General features: G+C 39.1%; 21 protein-coding genes. 9 read left to right on the top strand and 12 right to left on the bottom strand.

Features of this window, described 5'->3' with window-relative positions; translation table 11 throughout:
• The first annotated feature begins 128 nt into the window (after nucleotides 1–128).
• The 9 genes from ACXAD8_RS09430 to ACXAD8_RS09470 all read left to right on the top strand — a co-directional run bounded on the left by ACXAD8_RS09430 (nucleotide 129) and on the right by ACXAD8_RS09470 (nucleotide 10,395).
• Nucleotides 129–1,079, top strand: coding sequence for a hypothetical protein (locus ACXAD8_RS09430; protein WP_475227667.1), 951 nt, complete (start codon nucleotides 129–131; stop codon nucleotides 1,077–1,079).
• A 173-nt stretch (nucleotides 1,080–1,252) separates the two neighbouring features.
• Nucleotides 1,253–1,666 (top strand): hypothetical protein, encoded by a 414-nt coding sequence (locus ACXAD8_RS09435; RefSeq protein ID WP_475227670.1) that lies wholly within the window; start codon nucleotides 1,253–1,255, stop codon nucleotides 1,664–1,666.
• Entirely contained in the window at nucleotides 1,656–3,407 is a 1,752-nt protein-coding gene (locus tag ACXAD8_RS09440) for a tail fiber domain-containing protein (RefSeq protein WP_475227673.1), read from the top strand. Before ACXAD8_RS09435 ends, ACXAD8_RS09440 begins: the two co-directional genes overlap by 11 nt.
• Nucleotides 3,408–3,629: 222 nt before the next feature.
• Complete coding sequence (locus tag ACXAD8_RS09445; protein WP_475227676.1) at nucleotides 3,630–4,373, top strand: WbqC family protein; 744 nt, start codon at nucleotides 3,630–3,632, stop codon at nucleotides 4,371–4,373.
• A gap of 10 nt (nucleotides 4,374–4,383) precedes the next feature.
• Nucleotides 4,384–5,799: an asparagine synthase-related protein gene (locus tag ACXAD8_RS09450; RefSeq protein ID WP_475227678.1), complete on the top strand. Its 1,416-nt coding sequence runs from the start codon at nucleotides 4,384–4,386 to the stop codon at nucleotides 5,797–5,799.
• A gap of 99 nt (nucleotides 5,800–5,898) precedes the next feature.
• The gene (locus ACXAD8_RS09455; protein WP_475227681.1) at nucleotides 5,899–7,659 is read left to right on the top strand and encodes a carbamoyltransferase family protein; all 1,761 of its coding nucleotides are present in this window, start codon (nucleotides 5,899–5,901) and stop codon (nucleotides 7,657–7,659) included.
• A gap of 226 nt (nucleotides 7,660–7,885) precedes the next feature.
• Nucleotides 7,886–8,245, top strand: a complete 360-nt coding sequence (locus ACXAD8_RS09460) for a hypothetical protein (protein WP_475227683.1) — start codon at nucleotides 7,886–7,888, stop codon at nucleotides 8,243–8,245.
• Nucleotides 8,246–8,510: 265 nt separating this feature from the next.
• Nucleotides 8,511–9,518 carry a glycosyltransferase family 2 protein gene (locus tag ACXAD8_RS09465; protein WP_475227686.1) on the top strand — a complete coding sequence of 336 codons (1,008 nt, stop codon included), beginning with the start codon at nucleotides 8,511–8,513 and terminating at the stop codon, nucleotides 9,516–9,518.
• A complete protein-coding gene (locus tag ACXAD8_RS09470) occupies nucleotides 9,499–10,395 on the top strand; it encodes a sulfotransferase domain-containing protein (RefSeq protein ID WP_475227688.1) in 897 nt (298 codons plus the stop codon). The genes ACXAD8_RS09465 and ACXAD8_RS09470 overlap by 20 nt, the downstream gene beginning before the upstream one ends.
• Nucleotides 10,396–10,473: 78 nt before the next feature.
• On the opposite strand, the gene ACXAD8_RS09475 is transcribed toward ACXAD8_RS09470, so the two are convergent.
• From ACXAD8_RS09475 to rffA, 12 genes are all read right to left on the bottom strand, one after another.
• The gene (locus ACXAD8_RS09475) at nucleotides 10,474–11,196 is read right to left on the bottom strand and encodes a WbqC family protein (protein ID WP_475227691.1); all 723 of its coding nucleotides are present in this window, start codon (nucleotides 11,194–11,196) and stop codon (nucleotides 10,474–10,476) included.
• A gap of 423 nt (nucleotides 11,197–11,619) precedes the next feature.
• Nucleotides 11,620–12,600 (bottom strand): class I SAM-dependent methyltransferase, encoded by a 981-nt coding sequence (locus ACXAD8_RS09480; RefSeq protein WP_475227693.1) that lies wholly within the window; start codon nucleotides 12,598–12,600, stop codon nucleotides 11,620–11,622.
• A 322-nt stretch (nucleotides 12,601–12,922) separates the two neighbouring features.
• Nucleotides 12,923–13,540: a class I SAM-dependent methyltransferase gene (locus ACXAD8_RS09485; protein WP_475227696.1), complete on the bottom strand. Its 618-nt coding sequence runs from the start codon at nucleotides 13,538–13,540 to the stop codon at nucleotides 12,923–12,925.
• A gap of 151 nt (nucleotides 13,541–13,691) precedes the next feature.
• A complete protein-coding gene (locus tag ACXAD8_RS09490) occupies nucleotides 13,692–14,639 on the bottom strand; it encodes a glycosyltransferase family 2 protein (RefSeq protein WP_475227699.1) in 948 nt (315 codons plus the stop codon).
• Nucleotides 14,640–14,668: 29 nt separating this feature from the next.
• Complete coding sequence (locus ACXAD8_RS09495) at nucleotides 14,669–16,156, bottom strand: AMP-binding protein (RefSeq protein ID WP_475227702.1); 1,488 nt, start codon at nucleotides 16,154–16,156, stop codon at nucleotides 14,669–14,671.
• 26 nt (nucleotides 16,157–16,182) lie between these two features.
• Nucleotides 16,183–16,965, bottom strand: a complete 783-nt coding sequence (locus tag ACXAD8_RS09500) for a GNAT family N-acetyltransferase (protein WP_475227705.1) — start codon at nucleotides 16,963–16,965, stop codon at nucleotides 16,183–16,185.
• Nucleotides 16,962–17,702, bottom strand: coding sequence for an SDR family NAD(P)-dependent oxidoreductase (locus ACXAD8_RS09505; protein ID WP_475227708.1), 741 nt, complete (start codon nucleotides 17,700–17,702; stop codon nucleotides 16,962–16,964). Before ACXAD8_RS09505 ends, ACXAD8_RS09500 begins: the two co-directional genes overlap by 4 nt.
• Nucleotides 17,696–17,944, bottom strand: a complete 249-nt coding sequence (locus ACXAD8_RS09510) for an acyl carrier protein (protein WP_475227711.1) — start codon at nucleotides 17,942–17,944, stop codon at nucleotides 17,696–17,698. The genes ACXAD8_RS09505 and ACXAD8_RS09510 overlap by 7 nt, the downstream gene beginning before the upstream one ends.
• A gap of 7 nt (nucleotides 17,945–17,951) precedes the next feature.
• Nucleotides 17,952–18,617 carry an acetyltransferase gene (locus ACXAD8_RS09515; RefSeq protein WP_475227713.1) on the bottom strand — a complete coding sequence of 222 codons (666 nt, stop codon included), beginning with the start codon at nucleotides 18,615–18,617 and terminating at the stop codon, nucleotides 17,952–17,954.
• A 46-nt stretch (nucleotides 18,618–18,663) separates the two neighbouring features.
• The gene (locus ACXAD8_RS09520; protein ID WP_475227716.1) at nucleotides 18,664–19,866 is read right to left on the bottom strand and encodes a lipopolysaccharide biosynthesis protein; all 1,203 of its coding nucleotides are present in this window, start codon (nucleotides 19,864–19,866) and stop codon (nucleotides 18,664–18,666) included.
• Between the two features lie 159 nt (nucleotides 19,867–20,025).
• A complete protein-coding gene (locus tag ACXAD8_RS09525) occupies nucleotides 20,026–21,594 on the bottom strand; it encodes a glycosyltransferase family 39 protein (RefSeq protein WP_475227719.1) in 1,569 nt (522 codons plus the stop codon).
• Nucleotides 21,591–22,727, bottom strand: a complete 1,137-nt coding sequence (rffA, locus tag ACXAD8_RS09530; RefSeq protein ID WP_475227722.1) for a dTDP-4-amino-4,6-dideoxygalactose transaminase — start codon at nucleotides 22,725–22,727, stop codon at nucleotides 21,591–21,593. The genes ACXAD8_RS09525 and rffA overlap by 4 nt, the downstream gene beginning before the upstream one ends.
• Nucleotides 22,728–22,783: the final 56 nt, after the last annotated feature.

A 22,783-nucleotide genomic window follows, 5' to 3' on the forward strand; every position in this document is an offset into this window, starting at 1 on the left:
ATGATTTTAATAATAATTAGAATGTGAGATGGATTACTTTTACTATAGAAAATTACCAGTGCTCACGCTACGATTTTGAAATAAAAACTGCAAATTTCACACTAATTGTTTTCTCAGGTAATACTAAAATGCAAAATCCCATAGTATTTACATTGTTATCCTTAATTATTAACAGCTACTGTTATGCTGACAAACTCATTCAATACAACGGTAGTCGAATTAACACAAACATATCAAATACCCTGGATTTAAAGGTAACCGAGGATCGTGATCTTTGGCAAAACGAAGAAAATTTTATCAAGCTCAGATTTCAGGAAAACGATATCCCGGCAACTCAATTAAATCAGCTTGAAAGCGCCCAAGCTTTGGCCAGTATCAATAGAATGGCCATTCCAAAACCTGATTCAATGAGTTCGAATGACAAAGTTTTGGTCTTCAGAGAACTTTTTGCTGAGACGAATTTTTTGAGGTTTAATCTGGCCGATGGGCATAAATCGGCAAGTATTCAGTTGCAGCTCACTTTACCTGAGCGACTTTTTGCAAAACACGAAGAAGAAATCGCCGAAATGCTCGGTTCTCTGTCCTGGCACCCCTCTGAATTGCTAACGTTATCCACATCCCCCTTGATTAAGCTCCAGAATTTGCCTGGTTACAAGCCCACTCAGAAATATGAGAATTCTCTGGTACTGCGAAGTACAGCCCAACATGAACACCTCAACGATGTGCTCTTAATTATCAGTCTGTTGCCAAACAGTTCAGAACACCAAAAGCTCGAGGAGATTAGTAAAAGCGTTCTGCTAAACTCGAAATCACTTACTAATCTTGAGCTATTAAAGGCTGAAAATAGCCAAACTACGACAGGAACAAAAACAAGAATCTTTGCCACTGCAGTAATGTCCAAAGATGAAACTGATATAGATCTGCTCCAATCAACTCAAGGTTCTGCCAATCATATAATTTTAGTGCAACTTATAGCAGTAAAAGGGTTATACAGTTTTTTAAGGCTGGAAGAGGAATCGGATAAAATCATGGAGTATATTTATGTCGAATCGGCTGCTACAAATGCCTTAACTAAGTAGAAAAAATTCCATCTTTTTTGACGATAAAAATGGAAAATTATCTAAAACTGTTTATATTGACCAAATACGTTCCATTCCAGATGTCATTTTGACATAGTTCTAAAATACCGCAGGTTTTCTATATGGTTAGGTTTTCATCAGCTATCATTTTGTCGCTCATTTGCAGCTCCGCAATGAGTACCGGATTGTTTGAGTTAGGCAAGTCTGAAAAGCCAATAAAAGAACTAATCAAAGCTGCTACGTCGAGTTCCATGATTTCTTTACAGATTGGTGCAACTAGCCATGGAGGCACTATATCCATTTCTGGCCCCGACAATGTTTTTATAACAGAAGCATTCGAGGGACAATCATTAACCCTAAATTTACTCGATAAATTGGAAAAGTTACCCCCGGGCAGATACAACTACACAATTAAAACCCATGTTGGCAATTTAAGATTGGTTCAGGACACTATCGACAATGGTAGAGGGGAAGATAATTTCACCTACGCAGGCACCCCAGTATCCCACAGCGGTAGTTTTGTGGTTAATTCCGGTAGTATTCAATCCTTCGCGCAAATTAAAGAGGCAAGCAGCAATGAATGGTAACCTGAGTGTTAATAAGCGAATAATTGTTGCTTGCTTTCGGTTTGTAGCTGTCATCCTGCTTTTGACTAGTAGTCAACTTGTAAATGCTGATCAATTATACAATGATGATATCGTTGTAAAAGGTAGTATTTGTGTCGGCGTTGACTGTAACTCCGGCGAAAATTTTTCTTTCGACACTATCCGAATGAAAGAAAACAACCTTAGGATCAGGTTTACCGACACCAGTTCCTCTGGGGGATTTCCAACCAGAGATTGGGAAATAACAGTCAATGACTCAACTAATGGTGGAGCAAATAAGTTCTCAATTACAAATGTCGATGCAGGAACAACTCCTTTTACTATTATGGACGGTGCAAACAATAACTCTCTTTACATCGGTGCAAACGATTTTATCGGTTTGGGAACAACCACACCAGTTGCGCAAATACACGCGGTCACTGGAAATAGCCCAACAATCAGGCTAGATCAAGATGTTACTTCAGGCTTTACTGCGCAGGCCTGGGATGTAGCTGGTAACGAAACAAACTTTTTTGTGCGAGATGTAACAAGTGGTAATAAGTTACCTTTGAGAATTCAGGTCGGTGCACCTAATAGCTCTATTCATGTGGCCCCAGACGGAGATGTAGGATTCAGAACATCCACTCCTGACGGACTACTCGATATTGCACATCCCAGTGACGCTAATAACCATGCGGTACTTGTCTCTCCAACCGGAAATTTCGGGATTAATATAGACAATGGGTTTCTCCCCCGAGGGTTGTTTGATGTGCAAGCAACAAACGGTAAATCGGAGTTAATGGTTCAATCAGACGGCAAGGTAGGACTTGGATTGGAAGCATCAGGTACAGCAAATGGCTTATTTGATGTTCAAATTTCCGGTGTTTCAAAGTTCCTGGTGGATAATGAAGGCGACGTAGGTATTGGCACCGCTACACCTACCGGCAGGTTTGAAATAAAAAGTACCGATGGCGCCACAAGTTATGTTGCAGTAGATACAACAGGACAGGTAGGAATTGGGACCAATACGCCAACCACCGGAGTAGATTTTACGCGTAGTCAGGCGAATGTCCTCATAAAGGACTCTGATGATTCAGCGGCAACGGCTGATGTTCGAACATTAGTGACATTGAATAGCAAGTACGGCAGCAACATTAAATTTGTAAACAGAGAAAACGCCGGGAGAGACTGGACAATTGGAACGTACTCCAGCGGCAATGGATTCTTATTTACCAGAGAGGATGTCTCCGATGGCAATTCTGATCCTTATGATAACTACATATTGTTATTTAACGATGGCTTAATGAGCTATCAAAATGCATCCGGCACTGAATTGTTGAGACTTAACAATACCGGCTTGACTATCAATGGTACGTTTGCATCTGCATCGAGTAGAACATTTAAAGAAAACATAACTCCTGTTGATTCAGACTCAATACTCGAAAAGCTAGCCGGTTTGAGTATTTCTACGTGGAACTATTTATCTGATGATAGTAAGTCTGTGCACATGGGTCCTATTGCTGAAGACTTTTTCCAAGTTTTTGGGTTAGGTAATGATGAAAAGCACATTACTACAACTGACATAAGCGGTGTAACCCTTGCTGCTGTACAGGCACTTCATCGAGATCTCAATGAAAGATCACAGGAAATTGAAAGGCTGAAAAAACAAAATCAAGAATTACAGCAACGACTGGAAGCGATTGAGACGGCCTTATCATCAAGTAGTGATACAGCTACTCAGTAACTCTATTAACGCAAGGAGCATTGACGTTGACGATTATGCTCCTTTAATTCGTTTAACAAACTCAATACAAGACGGTTTAGGTTGGCTCTGTTTCCCAACTTTGCTTTATTGGTAATCGCACAAATTAGGAATCAACTCACTTTAACCACCATGTTAGCATTTCCACTTATTTTCGCTTTCAGTTATTATCTATCGCAATGCTAAACACAAGCTCTCTCTGATTTGATTATAAGTATTATACAGCCTTGTTTCGTCCCTTGGTTAGGCTATTTTGAACAAATTGCACTGTCTGATATTTTTGTATACCTAGATGATGTCAAGTATTCGGCCAAAAACTGGAGAAACAATAATCAATTAAAATCACCAAGCGGTGTAAAAGGTATTTCGGTTTCAGTAAACAAACCCCCAATTGGAACACCGATTAATAAAGTGAGTATTGCATACCATTTGACTTGGCGAGAAAAACTCCTCAATCAACTGTCCAATTGGTATGGTAATACCCCTTATTTTGGTGAAGTAATGGAAATAATCACGGCACATTTAAGAATAGAATATGCGAATCTCGCAGAATTTAACATACAGCTCAATCAAAGACTATTGGACTATCTCGGTATCAGCACTTCTATTTGTCGAAGCTCGGAAATACCGCACTCAGGGGGTGATAAAGTGCAAAGGATCGCAGAAATATGTTCGCACTTTGGTGGTGTAAAAGTGCTTTTCGATGGTAAGAGTGCACAAAACTTTCTCAGTAGAGATAGCCTTAAAGAGCAAGGAGTTACTATCGTATTTCAAAATTATAAGCACATTGAGTATCCACAAAAATGGGGCATCTTCACGCCTTACATGTCTATACTTGACTGTTTATTTAACTGTGGCCAAACTGCCATCAATTACCTGGTAAGTGAAGAAAGCCGAGAGAAACTAAACGCTGCGGCCTCCCCTACACTCCCATATACTCATTGCTAAATCACCCATTATGAATACCCCAATCAAACTCACGACAGAAGTGGAATGTCAAATTACGAATGGAATATCGATAACTAAAACACTCGGTTGCATTGCCATATCGCGTGATTTCGATAGCCAAACACCATTTTTCTACGCAATTATAGAAAACTGCTTACATTGGAATTCTCACTATCCATCGCTAGTTCTGCAATTACAAGAAATGGGTTATGAATTATCACTGAATAAAAAATATTTATGGGACTACCTCGCATATCAAGCACCTTTATCACCGCAAACCCTAATAAATCCAATCAAATTTTTACGCACGGGTGAAACTCACGAAATTAAGAGTAGTGACTTTCAGTTACAAGCCATCAAGTTTTCATCTAAAAAAGGGGATAAAAGTACTGAGCAAGCCATAAGCTCCAGGGAATTTGAGAGTAGACTTTGTAGTTCTCTGGTTGGCCTAAATAAAGACAAAACGGCTTTTCACATCAGTTCAGGTCTTGACTCCTCATTACTTGCTATTTTAGCCACACAGATTAAGGGAAATGGAATTAATTTAGCCACCTGCCAAACTCTCGGTAAGGGAAGTAACGACGAGCTACAATCTGTCAAGCACATCGCTAATGATTTGGAGGCAAAACTTAAAATCTACGACTTCACCGAGTTGGAGGTTTTTTCTGTTGGAAAATCACTCATCAAATGCATAGGTTATCCATTAGCCCACCCTAGTCATGTTTTGGAGTACGCACTAGATCAAGCTTTGGTACTTGATGGTTTTGATACCATAGTCAATGGAAAAGGGCCTGATGATTGCCTCGCAGGTTACGCAACTCATCTACCGGAATTTGCAAATCCTCAGAAGCATAAAGAAAGACTGACTGTGACCGAAACTCAAATCCTTAAAGGTCTGCTCGGCAAGAACATTGAATCTGGTGTTGAATTTTGGGAACGTGCACCAAAAACTCTGTCTTTAAGAGATCGACTTTATTATGATGCAAGAGCGCTAACAGATAGTTGGAATCATATTCATCACAGCTTTGCAAAAGGATTAAAATGCCAAATTGTTAGCCCTTTTATGGATCCATCTATCAGATCCGGTTTGTTTGCATTGCCCGATAAGGAAAAAATCAAAGACGGTAAACAAAAGTATTTTTTGAGGAAAACATTTTCTCGGGCTTATCCTGAATATATCATCAACCTCCCTAAATCTGCTTTTAGGTTGGATCTTAAACCCTATTTTTCAAAGTATAGTGCTCAGGAATTAACCTCTCAATTAACACAAGAATGTGAGGTGTTATTGCAAGCAGTCGATATCAACGAAATAAAAAGACTAATAAATCAGACCCTTGCTGACAAATGTAATTATGGCTGGCAACTTTGGGGTCTTTACTTAGCAGCTTTAAGTTGCAACACATTTAAATTAAAAAAGATTAGTTAGTATAACAAAAACCAAAACACATAAAAAATAGTATGCCTTGGCCTTCACGGCAGCATACATTGTTATTGACATGGTTCATCTAAGTAAAGAGGAAATTTGGTGATTATTCTTGGAATATCTGAAGAGCATGATGCTGGTGTATCAATAATAGAAGATGGAGATATTATCTTTGCAGTTAATGAAGAACGTTTCACCAGAAAAAAAGGTGCCGGTGGCTTTCCTGTTCACTCGCTGAACGCTGCAAATGTTTTCCTGAGAGCACAAGGCAAAACAAATTCTCTTCAAGGGGTAGCGCTAGCTTCATTGATTCACGTTCATCATGGAGCCCCGGAAAGTTATGACCCCAAGCAAAAGCGAGACTATGATTTCGGTACAACAATGCTCCGTCAGTTCGCAAAAATTAACTTTGGAAAATGGGTGTTGAACCAGCGTTTTTTTGCTGTTGCCCTTAGGAGGCTGCTTTCTCACCGCCAAAAAAGCCGTTGTGAACAAGTTAACTCGAAAATTCAACAAACACTGAAACTGCAAGTTAGTAACAGTTCGTTGGAAGTAATTGATCACCATTACTGTCATGCCTACAGCGCCTATTATACCTCTGGCTTTAACGACAGTTTAGTACTGACCTTCGATGCACAAGGTGATGCGATTTGCTCACGTTTTTTTTGGGTAAAAAATGGCAACTTTGAAGAACTTAAATATCAACCATTTTTTGTTTCTGTCGGTTATTATTACTTTATTATTACTGTGATCCTTGGTTTTAAAGGCGGACAAGAAGGAAAAGTTACCGGGCTCTCCGCAAGAGGCGAACCATCGCAAACCTATTCAATAATAAAAGAACGACTGTTATATCATTCAGAACATCAAAATTTTGAATGCAATGGTCTATATTACATGGATGAAATCACGCATTTAAAAGCTAAACTTGCTGGATTTTGCAGAGAAGATATCGCTGCTGGTATGCAATACCTACTGGAAGAATACATTACTCAATACATTTCAGATTTAATGCATAAGTTTCAAATCCCCAAAATAGATCTTTGCCTGGCCGGCGGCGTATTTGCGAATGTTCTATTGAACAACAAAATAAACAGGATTGAAAAAATAAAGCGGCTCTTCATCCACCCCCACATGGGTGATGGCGGACTGGCAACAGGGGCAGCACTATACATGGCAAAAAACAAAAAACCCGCAATGCGTTCTGTTCAGTTGAACTCTACATATCTTGGTACCGAATATACCAATGAGTATATTGAGCAAATGTTAAAATATAAAGGTATTAAATATCAGCATTTAAACAACCCCGAAGAGTTGGTGGGTGAATTACTTTCGACAGGCAATATTGTGTGTCTCTACCAAGGTAGAATGGAATATGGCCCTCGAGCGCTTGGAAATAGGACCATAATGGCATCGCCTAGTGACCCCGGAATAAGCCAAACATTAAACAATAAATTGTGCCGCTCCGATTTTATGCCTTTTGCACCGTCTGTTTTAGAGGAGCATGCCCCAGAATTTTTTAATGTTGATCATGATACCAATCTAGCATGCGAATTTATGACTATGGTTGTAGAGTGCACTGACATATGCCGCGAAAGAGCCCCAGCAATTGTTCACGTCGACGGGACGGCTCGCCCTCATATCGTGAAAAAATCTGTAAACCCTCGTTATCACAAAATTATCTCAACCTTTTATGATTTAACGGGTACTCCATTAATATTAAATACTTCTTTTAATATGCACGATGAACCAATAGTCGAATGCCCTGAAACAGCATTAAACTCCTTCCTTAGAAGCTCTATTGATTTTCTGTTAGTAGGCGACTTTCTGGTAGCTTTTGAAGAGAATGCACACCTATGTCCTTAATATAAACGTTCATTGGAATGTTAATCAGAGGACACGAATTTAAGTTGTACTCTGATAAACGTTATCAAAATCATCAGTCTTACAGTCTTTCTAATAGTTGATAACGTTTCTTACAAAGTTCTGGTTTACTTTTGTGCATCCTGTATCATACCGGCCTCTCAAAAATGACAGTTTCTGGTCTCTTGCCAGGGCTCTGTTAATTAAGATATAAAAGGTAAATTGTAATATGGATTTAAAGAATATATTTTTAGTTGCAGTATTCTTAGTATTGCTCCCAACCACTGTAAAGTCGGCAAATGTGTCCACTTCTAGCGGTCGAATCACTGGTGTAAGTATCGTACCAGACAGTTTTTCAGACTACACTAACACAAACCGCTCGATACTTTTTATTGAAATGAATGAGATTACACCGCCCTGTGGTTCGCAATCAAGGGTTGCGATTGCTTCAGATCATCCTTCTTTTGAACATGTGCTCAAACTCGCCCTGGAAGCAAACTCGACAAAAAATAATGCTATTCTTGGTTATTTAGACACTTGTACAATTCGTAGCAATACACCGGACTTTTCTTGGATAAGAATTCAATAGGTTATAGTCAATTTTAGCAGTAAACAAAATAACTGCTATTTCGAAACAGCTTCCTCCCAAAACTCTTCCTCAAGTATGGTTACAAAAAGGCATGAGCATAAAAGCTCATGCCGTATAATTTGGCTGAACACGACCCCATACCATTGCCTTTAAATGGTTTTTTAATTGGATTAAAATATTTGTTGCAGCTAAACGCTTAACCAATAGAAAACTTTTATACTTTACAGCTTTTAGTTATTGCATCACAAAAGGCATCCTAAATTTTATGCGACTTTCGATTGTAACATCATTGTATAACTCTTCGCCCTACGTTCAGAATTTTTATCAGCGCATATCAACTGCGGCCAGAAAGATAACATCAGACTATGAAATCATTTTTGTAGATGATGGTTCTCCCGATGACTCTCTTGAACTAGCCAAATCAATAGTAGAGCAGGACATAAAAGTCAGTGTTTTAGAACTGTCACGCAACTTTGGTCACCATAAAGCTCTATTAACCGGGCTAAACGCGAGTCAGGGAGAATACGTATTTTTAATTGACTGCGATCTGGAAGAAGAGCCTGAACTACTAACCACCTTTTGGCAGGTCCTAAATGCTGATGAGGAATATGATGTAGTTTATGGTATTCAAAAGGAGCGCAAAGGAGGTTGGTTTGAACGACTCTCCGGAAAATATTTTTATAAGCTGTTCAATGCATTTTCGGAAATTACCATTCCAGAGAATATGGTCACGGCAAGATTAATGACCAGGCGTTATGTTTCTGTTCTGGTGACTCATCGCGAACGAACCCTGATGATGGCTGGTTTATTTATGCTAACCGGATTTCGACAACGTCCTGTAGCAATTACCAAAACGCACAAGGGCTCAACAAGTTACAGTTTTATCAAACGTCTGTCACAAGCAGTAGAGGGTATTACATCATTTAGCGCAGCCCCCTTACACGCGATTTTTTGGTTCGGGTTATGTATTGCCATCGGTTCGATGACATATGGCCTATACCTGATTTTTATGTATTTTATCGTGGGTACGAAAGTACAAGGATGGACTTCCGTCATGGTTTCATTATGGTTTTTTAGTGGAAGTGTCCTATTTTCAATTGGATTGTTTGGAATTTATTTATCAAAAATCTTCTTGGAAGTTAAAAAAAGACCCTACTCAATTATCAAAAAACTGTGGCGCCAGAGTGAAGAGTCTAACAACGATAATTTTAACGAAAAGCACTTAAAAAGTTTTCAAACAGGAACAGTTAAAAATGCAACAAGAAAAAAGTAAAATGACCTTTGTAGTAGCAGGCATGCCTAGAGGAGGTACAACTTTTCTTTATCATAATTTACAAAAACACCCGGAAATTTATCTACCATTCCGAAAAGAGGTTAATTATTTTGGAACAAACTTTAGCCGTGGTATTGAGTGGTATGAATCACTTTACAAAGGTAAAAAGCCACATCAAATCAAAGGTGATATTTCTCCGCCCTACTTTCTGCATGACGAAGCAGCGATTAGAATGAAAGCCTATTGCCCAAACATTAAAGTAATCTTAGTACTCAGAGACCCTGTTGAATGGGCACTGTCATTTTATGAACAGTTTAAGGTATCAGAGAGAAACTTACCCAGTTTTGAAGATTTTGTCATGGGACGTTTTTCTTGTAGATTAGGTGACGAAGAGGTAAATATTAGGTTTACCGAAAATTATGCTTTAAAGCGTGTAAACCAGTACCGGGAAATTTTTGGTCGTAACCTTCTTATTTACGATTTTAACTACTTTACCCAAGAACGTCGGGGGACTCTCGCGGCGTTTGAAAGTTTTTTGGGGTTAAAGTCATATTTTAGCACTGGTGAGTTTGATGATGTGCCGATAAATGCTTCGAACAGGAAAGGAAACTGGTTTGTTAATTACTTGCTAAGCAGGGAAATAACGGTCACTGCTATCAATACCCTATTCCCCAGGGATTTGATCGTTAAGGCAAGAAACCGATTTGATAGATTCTCAGTCCGGTCTTCCAATGACCCAAACGATTTGACTCTGAAAGCAATGAACAGAAAGACAGCTGAACACCTTTTAGGTAATCAAAAACATATTTTTGAAGACTTATTTAGAAAATCTCCCTTTATATTGGGTGATGGAACATCTCTGGATGTAACATTTTAATTGCAGTAAAAAATAGAATCATTATTTTAAAAATTCGTAATTTGATTATTAAAAAGCCCTGGCATTTAGGCCATGATTTCATCGTTTTTTTATGAAAATATATTCTGAACTTCTTGGGCCACAATTAAAAAGTACATCCAGAATAGAGACGCCATGTTCGAATGGTGGAGATAATTGCTCATATTCCGGGTAAGAAGAATAGTCCATCCATCTCACCGAGATGTTTGACTCTTTTAAAAGCGCAGTATTCAAATAGGTTTTAGCTGCAGGGCCTGATAGATAATCGGTTGCACCCAATTTTTTGCACATTTCCACCAACCTCAATGTTCTTTCTTTTTCCATATCAATATCAACTGAAGTCGTTATTTTTGTTTCTATTTTCAAAAATCCGCATATCTGTTTTAACATCTGCACGTTGACATCGGTTAAATATCTACACACTCTCACCTGTTCATACCAAAACTCAACGTGCGGCATTAACCATTTAAAATAGGGGGCAAGGCGATAGGCTTGTTTAATTGTATCCAGATGCCGTTTTGACCAGCCAGGATCACTTAACTGCATTGCATTGATGGGCGAGTGGTAATTCCCTTTCACTTTTACAGGGATAGACAACCATTTCGTCTCATTTAAATATTTTATCTTATTCCTGTTTCGCCAGTCTCTGCGGGTGTACTGCATTTCATCATAAATTACAAACTCATCAACTTGATTGATAAAATCAAAATAGCCTTTCCATGGAATGTAGTTAGATTGCGAGATCGCAACAACTTTCGATTTAATCGCTTTGTTATTAACCACTTTGATTGTTCCTACCTAATACAGAATGGAAATGCATATACCTAACTCAGAAAACAAAAGGGCACTTTGTTGAAAATAATCAATTTGTGTTACACCCATTCCAATAAACATTTGCTCCCTCAGTGGGAGATTAAAAGCATTTAGACAAAACGGATGTTTGAAGGTCTGGTGGGGTTCGATAACAGCTCTGGCGTTATTCTAATCTCCGGCATCTATGCAGCGATAAATCAAAAAACGCCTGACACAGTATAATGCTTTTCAACCCCACCGAAGACGCGCCTCAGAAACATTATTTTGTTGTTGTGTGAAGCTCACAAGAACACCAGAAACGCTATAACTTAGACTAAACACTGATATCTTAGTTCTCAACAAGAATACCAAAAGTTAATGCAGTGAATTTACTGAAATTCAAAAATGCGCGCTTTATAAGTCTTTTAATCCACTTTTAAGTAGTTTTTCCAACAAATCAACTCGACTAACGCCCAGCTCCATTGCTTTTTTATATACTAAGTCTTTCAGTTGGATGTCTACACCTTCCAATTGCCCGAAATAACGTTTACGAATTGAACCGCCACGGGTTCCAAGGTGAACCACGTCTATATCCACATCAGGAAGCCCGTCACCTACCACATAATCAATTACATAAAAACAGTTACTAACCACCCAAGAAACGTTTACATCTCTGGCAGTCGCTGGAATATGCACAAGGGGTACGTCATAAGCATATAGTGGATTGTTGTTGATCAACATTTTACCCAATTCGCTTTGCTTTAACCAAGGGGCTAACCCTTCATCACAAACCAGGACCTTCCCACCCGGCTTTACAACGCGATCCATTTCAGAGAAACCTTTAGCAATTGATGAGAATAGATTGATCCCCCCAAAATGGTATGCACAATCAAAATAATCATCAAAAAAAGGCAAGTCAGTCGCATCAGCAAGACAAAACTCGATATTAAATTGTTCGAGTCCATAATAATGTTGAGACCTTTCAGCGGCCGACAACAACATTTGTTTAGCATAATCAAGCGCTACAATCTCACCATTTAGTCCAATTTCACTGGCAATAAAAGGCAAATCGTTCCCTGCCCCCGCTCCTGTTATCAAAACCTTTTGACCAGCTTCTAATCTCAGCTTTTGAACTAACTGCGACCTTAAGCTCTTTTCATCACCACCAAATGTAGCGAATAACCAATTCAAAGCATTGTCGTGAAACTCTGCCGCGTTGCACACACTGTATTCGTTCGCATTTTCCTCAAAACTGGCAAAATTAGGAACTTGTAACGACTCTATTTTAGTTGGCAAAGACTCAACAAAATGGCCATTTTCACAGGATAATCCATCGTCAAGAATGGTCATTACACTGTCGCAAATAGTACATTTATATACTAAATTTTTGTTCATTTCTCGAAGCACTTAAAAACGTTTTTAATTGAAATTCTATTTGAGAAAACTAGTAGATGCGACCTCATTTTTCTCAAATAACAACAAAGGTCCCACTTACGGCCTTTAAAGTGACTTCGCTACAACTAAACAGCTGCCACCAAACGGCATTGATTCACCTCGACTTAATTTTTCTATTTCCGGTGCAAGCAATCGCTCGATTATGTTTTTATCGTTTCCACTCTTCGTCCTATGATCTTTAGCAATGGACGGCTTCCCACTTTTTGAGCCCCCTAACCGATAGGGCAATGCCCTCAATAAGAATATGGGTAAAGGAAGAAACCTAAAAAAAATTGGAAGCGAATTCTATATGAAAACCGACAGACTCTAAAACATTACATATTTGTCTTAAACTGTACCTGCGATAATGGCCTGCCGCAATATCTTTCCGAGACCATAGAAAAGGATAAGCTGGTACCGTTACATATAATAGCCCTTCATTTACCATCAATCTTTTGATTGAGCTTAAGAAGCCAGCATCATTTTCGACATGCTCTATGACGTCAAACAGACCGACAGCAGGCAAAGATGCATCGTGAAACTTAGCCGTATTCGTAGTTGCACAAACAACATTCTTAATCCCCCTTGCCTGAGCATTTAATGCTCCAGTCATTCCGGGTTCAACCAAGACCATATCATAGCCAGCATTCATTAATGCAGTCGACACACATCCATTTTCCCCGCCAATATCAAATATGGTCTCATTTTTATGAGGATCATGATTTTTCACCACTTCGACTAAACAACGATTACGATGTTTAAACCAAAACGATTCATCTTCGATTGCGCGCAAAATTTCATTTCCAGACTCAGGATAGGATATTTTCTCAATACTTTTTGCACACCAGATACCATTATCAGCCAAGTGCAACCCTGAACTCATCGAAGCTATATCGACCATATACTTCCATTGCGCTTATAAAGCAGGCTGCACATCAAAATAAAAGCGTTTTCGAAGCTAAAGGTAGCGACATGACTGCACATTATCCGCAAGAATAGATCGGCTCGGCAGATATTGATAACTGGTACTCCTGGCAATTGTTAATGTTTCTTTACCTTTTTTTTCCATGGATCGTTTTTACAACCACAAAAGGGTGATGTTTTGTCTGCGAGAACATTTTCGATAAGTATATGGCGATTACTCCAAGAAAAAGAATTATCGTCCCGCTAAAAAACCAGATTGACACCATAATTCCGGTCCAACCATCCAATACAGCACCATAAAATAATTTACGAATAATCATGTAAGTACCAAACGCAAATGAAAACAGCGTGATCAAAAAACCTGTATAAAATATTAAATAAAGTGGCTTTTTACTGTAAGAAAAAATGCTATTGATAAATAAATTATATTTTTTAAAAAATGGGTACGTAGTTGGCGAACTTGATTTTTTCTGAAAATAGATAGCTTCTTGCTGGTACCCCACTTGGGCACACGCAGCACCAAAATAAAACTCATGTTCTTTGAAATTTAATAGCTGTGTAACAACTTCTTTTTTCATCAACCTTACTGTACTTACATTTTCTGGAATCGAAACGTCATCAGATAAAAGATTAAAAATCTTATAATACCAATCCCCTGAAAACCTCTCAGCAAGCCCACCTTTTCTTGTTTTTTGAACGCCAAACAAAACATCGACATCGTTTTTGGTAGGGTCATACATTCGCTGCCAAAATTGCTCAAGCAGCTCTGGCGGTTCTTCCAGGTCCAGGTCAATCAAAAAAACATATTGGCCAACACTAGCTTCCAGCCCCGCCATTATCGCTTTGTTATGCCCATAATTTTGAGACAATTCGACAACTCTTACACTACTATCCTGGATAATAAGCTCTTTGGCTATCGCTAAACTGTTATCCGGTGATCCATCATCAACGAAAATAAATTCGTAGTCATCAATGCCCAGCGATTTTAACTGTGCAAGACTGCGTCGATAGAACTGATTAATGTATTCTTGAGAGTGATACATCGTGGTTACAATGCTGATAGCGGGAACGTTCATGGAATTAATTAACTTCTAGTTTAATCATGTTAATCCGGAAAATGGGCTTTCATTAGTAGTTTTCGAGATACCTTGCCATTGGAGTTCTTAGGAAAGGTTTCGATGGAAACAAAACGACCTGGCACCATGTAGGTCGGTAAAATTTTGAGAGCCTCAAAATAAAGCGCCGCCTCATCGATAAAAGAGCCGGATGGCAATACAAATGCCACTATTTCACCCGGTGCTTCAACGACTTGTCGATACCCCACAATCACCTGCTGTACTTCCTTCAACCGTAACAAACGAGCTTCAATTTCTTCAAGTTCGATACGATAACCCATATGTTTTATTTGGTTATCAACTCTTCCTAGAAAATGGAGCTCATTGTTAATACGCTTAACTCGGTCTCCAGTTTTATAACAAGGCTTTTTATAATGACCATACCCTGTTAACGGTTCGAAAGCATGGCGGGTTTTCTCTTCATCGCCATAGTATCCTAGTGCGACTAGCGGACCTAATAACCATAATTCACCTTCCTGGTCGACTTCGCCAGCTCCATTTATAACTAAATAGGAAACATTTCGATTAATCTGACCAAGTGTTGTCAGCCTCGTCATGTCATTAAAATCTTCCTCAACAATAGTATGACTCGAGCATATACATGTGCATTCAGTAGGACCATAGACATTGACCAATTCAGCACGATGCTGGTAGAGATCGTATAATTTTTTCAGTTCTGACTTTATAAACCCTTCACCACCAAAGGCAATGGTGCGAATACTGGTGAATACATCGTTGCTTAACGCCCGCATTTTTAATAAGTAAATAAAGAAGCTAGGCACAGCAAATATGATTGTCGATTCAAATTGATCAATGTAAGCAAGTAATTTGGGGATATTTTTAATTAACTCTTGTGACACCGGAGAGAGCGCAGCTCCATTAAACAAGCCGCCAAAGATGTCAAACACCGAATTATCAAAATATAAAGGGCTTATCTGAGCTAAGTTATCTTGTGGAGTGATTTGAAACCTGTCTTTAACCCAGCTACTAAAATGCAAAATATTCTGATGAGTTACCGCTACCCCTTTGGGGCGACCCGTTGAACCCGATGTAAACATAATATAGGCGATACTACTGCCATCTAGATTCTCACTCTTTTCAAGCTTACCGTTTGCGACTCTTCGATATATATCCTCATACTTGATTGATGGCACAGTTGCACTGACATCGTTTACGGAACAGAATACTCGCTTTGCCTGACACTGCTCAAGAATCTCATTAATTCTATCAATGGGATTTTTGTCATCTATATGCGTGTATACCACCCCTTTGTATATACATGCCACTATAAGTGCATAATCATCAACACATTTTGTTGAAGCAATGGCAATTACATCGCCATATTCTATTCGTTCTGACTCAAAAAATGATAGCAGCCGTCCAGCTTTTAATGCGAGCTCCTGAAACGATATATCCAGAATAGCTTGACCTTGCGCAATCTCCTTGTTGGCAAGCAGGGCATCGAATTGTTCTGCCAAATTACAATACATCATCGGTTGATTATTTATTTGTTAACGTTAATGGTGGAATGTGGATAAGGAGACAATGGAGTAAATCCAAGCCTTTTCGCTAAGGACATGGATGCCTTGTTGTTGGTATAACAATCCCACTTTACTGCCAAACCTCTTTTTCTGCATTCTCTGATATAGTGCTTTCCAAGTTCTATTGCAACACCACCAGATCTATATCGCTCATCAACGTATATATCAGTTTCGATACAGTTATTACTGACTGCCGCGCCGTAACAGACACCCATGACATCGCCATTATGGCCTATTGCGTAACAACCCACACTTCCGGTTAATAAATCATCAGGAGTTGACCAAAATTGCGTGCCAAGCTCTATGCCAAGAGCTCCTCTAATCGCACTGATTGCCAACCGATCAATTTTTTTAATATCACCATGTTTGAACCTTACATCTGCTACCACTTCCGACCCCGATGCCAGTTCCCACTGCACCCGCTCTGAAAGCTGTCCGTTCATCACCTCGTTTGCCCAACTGGGCGTACCGTACAACCTAAGCTTTTCAGGGAGTGGAATTAACTTGTTTCTGATCACATTTGCGATATCTTGATAAACATCGTCCGTCGATTGAGAAGGCACAATTTGACTAAAGCCAAAACGATGAATAACCAAATAAGAGTGCGTTTTTGGATGAAAATATATATATCCCTTTTGCTTCCCCTCAATCACAGCACCAATAATTGCGAAAAATTGAATCTCGTATTGATATTGCTTCCAAAGCGTCCTGACTTGGATTGCATTCACCGAAATAAAGGGTTTCAAACTACCATTCCACCATCGACAGCAAGGATACTCCCATTGGCATAATCATTACATATGAGGTATTCAATTCCCTGACATATGTTGTCAACACTTCCAAGGCGCCTAATGGGAATTTCGCCTCGAATTTGTTGAAGATTAGCAACAGACAATGCTCGCTCGGTCGAAGGTGTATTGATGTAACCTGGCGAAATAGCATTTACCGTTATCCCAAATCCACCTAATTCCTTTGCCCACACTTTGGTAAGGGCCTCCACACCGGCTTTTGCCGACGCATAGGCGCTTTGTCCAGCAGGACCTTTTGCAGATATCGAACTGACATTGACAATCCGTCCTTGTACTCTTTTGTTCAGCATCTTTTCTGAAACCAACGAACCTAGTAGAAAAGTCGACGTTAAATTAACCTCAATGACGTGCCTAAAAGACTCGATGCTGTGACGCAGTTCATTGTTACCGGTGAGGTTTATTAGCGCTTTACTATGAATTAGACCAGCAGCGTTTATTAAGATATTAATCTGACCATATTTAGAGTCCACATAGTCAACCGCCTGTTTTGTTTGCGCTTCATCGGTCAAATCAACGCGAACATACTCATATTTTTTATTTTGCTCTGCAGCAGGGGGGTTTAAGTCAAACCCCACGACACTGTTACCCATTGATACTAAAAAAGCAACAATTGCTGTTCCCAAATCACCCGAACTTCCTGACACTATTGCCACTTTTGGCTCGGTGCTTAACACCCTACTACCCCTTTATCATGCATGGTTTTGATAATGGTTTGTACCGAACGCATATTCATTATTTCTACCATCTGAAAGGTAATTTCATAGTTATTTTCCAACTCTGCAATAAGCTTCATGTGTTTTAATGAATCCCATCCTGGTACATTATCCATTTCAGTTTGTTCATCAATTTGGGATATAGGAATCATTAGTACTCCAGCTATCACTTCAATTAATTTGCTTTCACTCGTATTTTTCATCTCTTCCTCATTTTAAAGCAAATCTTGCGTATTCAGTGGCAGTATATCGCAGGTTTTCTCCTTGCGGACTCAAATAAACTTGATCGGGTTGCGTATGTTTAAAGATACCTGTATTGGCACCTATCAAGTTTTTCTTGGCAATAGTTATATCATTCGCAATAGTGGTATTGATACCTAAAAAACTATACGCGCCAACTTTTGAGGCACCACCCACTACGGTTCCTGAAGCAAGCCAGGCGTGGTCTTCAATAATTGAATGGTGGCCTACCACACAGTTAGCCCAAACCACCACATTAAGCCCGACTGTTGCATTTGCTTCTACTACAGAATTCGGCATCACAACAGTCCCTTCACCTATGTTATCAGAATACACCTTCGCGTCAGGATGAATGTAGGTCTCAACTTCATAGCCTATACCTCTGACTTGGTTGAAAAGTTTAGCCCGTAAATCATTTAACTCACTGTACCCGACTGCCATTACAGCATTATAGTCACGACAATTGAACTGTTCATGCATTGTCTCAATTGCTACTACCGGTAACCCAAGCAGTGATTGAACAGTTATAAATTGTTTTTCTACTGCAAACGCAACGAGATCATACCGCGGATCTGAAGCAAGGTAAGCCCCAAGCGTTTCTGCAGCTAAACCTGCCCCAATTACAATTATCTTCATGTCAGTATACCTTTTAAAAATGCTTTTTTACTGTTCAGTGCAGGGGTTAATGGATATTATGATTTCCGCTACTTCTTCTGTGATTTCTTACCAGAATAAATGTAAACGCAGCGCACATAATAATTTCAGCTAATAATTTGCCAAGTGCTGGGGAGTGAACATTTATAATACCTTCCCAAAATAAGGTGGCTACTACCATAGAACACAAACCAACACATACAATAATGAGATAGCTATGCTCTAAATTTCTGGCCACAACCTGGTAAGATAGAACCATATTAATACTGGCAGGAATGGCTGAGCTTAGTAGAAGCAATGATAAGGAAAACGAGGCGGTATATTGAGGAAAAAATAATGCAAGCAACCATTCACCAGTCAAATACCAAATGTAGACGCCAAAAGCGGCCACAGAAAATGTCAGCGCTGCCGGTTTAAGGATATCAAACTCATTATTTTTATTTAAGGCGCTGTTAGCTAAGTTATAAAACAAATAAGCCATAGGTGCCATTAGTAACAACGAAGCTTCGAGAAGCTGCACTGACAGGTAATAGCTTGAAATATCGATAGCGTCATAGTCTGTCAACTTTAATATTATGACATCCACTTTTAAATAGGCCGTTGTCAGCAATTCAATAAGGAAAAACCGTTTCAAAGTTGTGAATCTCACGACCTTCGAATCTCTTGACTCATTACTTTTTGGGCAAAGTATCCATTCTTTTTTTGCAATAAATGGGAGCAGCAAGATAGCGACCATGGTTCCCGCTAAAAAAACGTGGGAAGCGGTTAGCTTTTGGCCAGACAAATAATACAAACAAACGGCAAATAATAACCAACCAATGCGATACATTAAAATGGCCCCGGCATCCTTAAAAATATGTCCATAGCCTCGATTAATTGAAGCCATTAACTGTAAAAGATGCATAGACAGTAGATAAAAAGCGGCCAACATCAACTGGATATTAAACACACCTACAATTAAAAAAACACAGGCACCAATTAATACTAGGCGAATGGCTGTTATACAGTTGAACAGCAAGGGCTCAGTTTGCCGTTTGCTACTGCATTTAAATACGGCCTCTTTATGACCAAAATTAATAAATACTATGGCAATTGAAAGAAATGCAGCGTAAACGCCAAAGACAGAATAATCCTCTGGCGAAAGCTTATTGACAAAAAACACCATCAAAATAAGGCTGACCCCAATATTGATGATATTGATCAGGGTATAGGTGGCGTAATTTCTTATCATTGCTATCTCAGGTGTATTGCCATCGGAAATTAAAAACAGACCGTCGGTTGTGAACCTGAGCCCGCTCTACTGTCACCTACTGAACAGTATGTCGTCAAATAACACCGACCAATGTAAAACGGTTATCCAGCGTATTTAATCATTAATACATAGAGCGTTTCATTTAGATTGAACATATCGTTGCACAACGACATCACCTACTTGATATATGGTTGACACCGTATATCCACCCGCCAGTTTTTGCTCAATATCTGGTAGCATATTGCGCCCCCGACGGGTGTAGATAAATATCTGTTCAAAATTGTCATCTTGAACGCTTTGAACCTGCTGTAATGTCAGTTCCAAATATTGTTCATTTGGCAATCTCACAGCATTGTCCAGATCATTAAAAAAATCGAAAGTACTTTCTTGCAATTGTACGTTTGGTTCATTGTGTAGAAAATACCTGGCAATGGACCATTCAAAAAAATAGGGGACTAAACAGGCTGATTTAATATCCTTAGACAGGTGGCTTTTTATCGCATTAAAGGCATTGTTGTTGGCCGGTTTCCACGTTATTTGATCACCATATGATGAACTTAATGCAAAGTGCCCCCACATAAGTAATGTTATGACGCCGATCGGTATAGTTATGGTTAACGTCCTACGTTCCATGACGTATAAATTACCACAAAAGGTGGTAATAATAACGATTGTCAAAGGTTGGAATATAAGTAAATAACGTTCAAAATACTGTGCGGACTGCAACATACTATAAGATATCAATACCACAGAAAAGACAATTGACACTGAAAGAATTACCAATAATTTATTTTTTCGAATTAAGAAAAAAATTACCGCACCAAACAACAAAGCAAAAAAGCCTAGTCTGATTGGGTCAAGGTAGTCATAAAATGAGGTTATATCAGTGCGAGGCGCATAAACAGTAACAAAATTTGGCAAGTTGAATAGTGCAGAACCAATCAACTGATAAACACTATTGATTGCTTCGCTATCGATAGCTTTTTTTGCAACTTCACCAGTTAAATTAACAAATGAAATGGCTTCCAATACCGCAATAAGAGAAGGCGACATAATTACAGTTGCGAGCAAGATTGACTTTATTTTGTGTTTTGTTATTGCTCCGCTGATAAATAAAGCGGATACCATCAAAACAAACGTAAAAAACACAATCTGAGGGCGAGTATTGATAGCGATCAATGACACCAATGCAAATGCGATGGCGAACTTCATAGAAAATTTTCTTACCCAAAAGCAATATAGTAAAAACTGAAGTGTCACTAAAAAGGTACAAAACATGTAGACAGAAGCATCTTGTGAATAAGTGATTTGCAGTGGCGAAATAGCCACTAAGATGGCTGCGAAAAAGGCACACTTTGAATTTGATAGCTTACTTGCCAGTACATAAGTCATCATGCTAGTAAGAGTACCGAAAATGATACTCACAATTCTAAAGTTAATTAATTGATACATATCGAAGATATGTGAACAGATACTGATAAAAAACTTATAGAACCCTGCAATTGACAGGAGTTGTAAGTAGTCACTATCTGTTTTAAATAAAGCTATAAATACCCAAGCTTCATCCAGCCAGATGTTTGAAGCTAATATTTTATGGTAGCGCAATGCCCCTGCGACTATGACAATCAGAAGCAAAGTTAAGCCCGTAAGAAAAAAACTTTTATACTTTTTCGAGCCTGTTTCTATTTTAGAAAGGGTGTCATTCACAACAGTTCCTTTAGTGTTATATAGGTATTCTGAGCAATATATTGAACTGTACTGTCATCCATTCCATACCAAATAGGCAACCTAATCAATTGCTCACTCAGGTCAGTAGTCCACTCATCACGTCCACAAAACCTCCCATTCTTGTTACCTGCTATACTTGAATGCAGTGGTACATAGTGGAACGTAGCACTGATCCCTTTTGACTTTAGCGATTGCAGCACCCTGCTTCTCAACATATTTGGAACCAGAAAATAAAAAATGTGGGCATTATGTGTACAGACTTCTGGAACTGTAGGCAGAGAAATAAGACCTGATTTTTCAAGAGGAACAAGCGCTTGATAATAACTTTCCCAAACTTCTTTTCGGCGGTAAGTAATTTGCCGCAAAGACATCAGTTGCGCATATAAGTATGCCGCCTGGAGCTCTCCGGGTAGGTAACTAGAACCAATATCCACCCATGAATATTTCGCCACTTCGCCACGGAAAAACGCCTTGCGATTGGTGCCCTTTTCACGAAGGATTTCAGCGCGTTTTACGTAGGAAGAATTGTTGACTAGTAGCGCTCCGCCTTCGCCACCACTCGTGATGTTTTTAGTCCCGTGAAAAGATAAAGTCGCTAAATCCCCAAAAGAACCCAATGGTCTGCCTTCATAAAAACAATCAATCGCTTGTGCAGCATCTTCCACCAAGGGGATATGATATTGCGCTGCCAGCTCACAAATTTTGTGCATTTCACAAGCAATACCAGCATAATGAACTACAACAATAGCGCGGGTTCTTGCGGTTATCGCGGCTTCAATTGCATCTTCATTGATATTGAGCGTATCAGGTCTGATATCAACAAAGACAATTTCAGCCCCTCTTAAAACAAAAGCATTTGCTGTAGAGACGAAAGTATAACTAGGCATGATTATTTCATCACCAGGCCCAATATCCAACAATAAAGCACACATTTCTAACGCCGCAGTGCAGGACGGGGTCAACAAACAAGCTAGAGAACCAATAGTTTCTTCTAATTTAGCTTCACACAACTTGGCAAAATGCCCACCACCAGACAATTGATTTTTACTGATGGCTTCCTGTAGGTGATCTAATTCATTGCCTACATAGCATGGTTTATTAAAGGGGATCACTAAAACGGTTTTACCAAAATAACATTCTAGAGGTATGGGGGCTTCGCATTATGCAG

This window comes from Planctobacterium sp. AWH2_060, assembly GCF_056158425.1.

Coding starts and splice junctions, on each gene's coding strand:
- ACXAD8_RS09485 (WP_475227696.1), bottom strand. CDS start 13,540: ATGGTCGATATAGCTTCGATGAGTTCAGGGTTGCACTTGGCTGATAAT.
- ACXAD8_RS09520 (WP_475227716.1), bottom strand. CDS start 19,866: ATGATAAGAAATTACGCCACCTATACCCTGATCAATATCATCAATATT.
- ACXAD8_RS09490 (WP_475227699.1), bottom strand. CDS start 14,639: ATGAACGTTCCCGCTATCAGCATTGTAACCACGATGTATCACTCTCAA.
- ACXAD8_RS09510 (WP_475227711.1), bottom strand. CDS start 17,944: ATGAAAAATACGAGTGAAAGCAAATTAATTGAAGTGATAGCTGGAGTA.
- ACXAD8_RS09440 (WP_475227673.1), top strand. CDS start 1,656: ATGAATGGTAACCTGAGTGTTAATAAGCGAATAATTGTTGCTTGCTTT.
- ACXAD8_RS09460 (WP_475227683.1), top strand. CDS start 7,886: ATGGATTTAAAGAATATATTTTTAGTTGCAGTATTCTTAGTATTGCTC.
- ACXAD8_RS09430 (WP_475227667.1), top strand. CDS start 129: ATGCAAAATCCCATAGTATTTACATTGTTATCCTTAATTATTAACAGC.
- ACXAD8_RS09435 (WP_475227670.1), top strand. CDS start 1,253: ATGAGTACCGGATTGTTTGAGTTAGGCAAGTCTGAAAAGCCAATAAAA.
- ACXAD8_RS09515 (WP_475227713.1), bottom strand. CDS start 18,617: ATGAAGATAATTGTAATTGGGGCAGGTTTAGCTGCAGAAACGCTTGGG.
- ACXAD8_RS09465 (WP_475227686.1), top strand. CDS start 8,511: ATGCGACTTTCGATTGTAACATCATTGTATAACTCTTCGCCCTACGTT.
- ACXAD8_RS09470 (WP_475227688.1), top strand. CDS start 9,499: ATGCAACAAGAAAAAAGTAAAATGACCTTTGTAGTAGCAGGCATGCCT.
- ACXAD8_RS09450 (WP_475227678.1), top strand. CDS start 4,384: ATGAATACCCCAATCAAACTCACGACAGAAGTGGAATGTCAAATTACG.
- ACXAD8_RS09480 (WP_475227693.1), bottom strand. CDS start 12,600: ATGAACAAAAATTTAGTATATAAATGTACTATTTGCGACAGTGTAATG.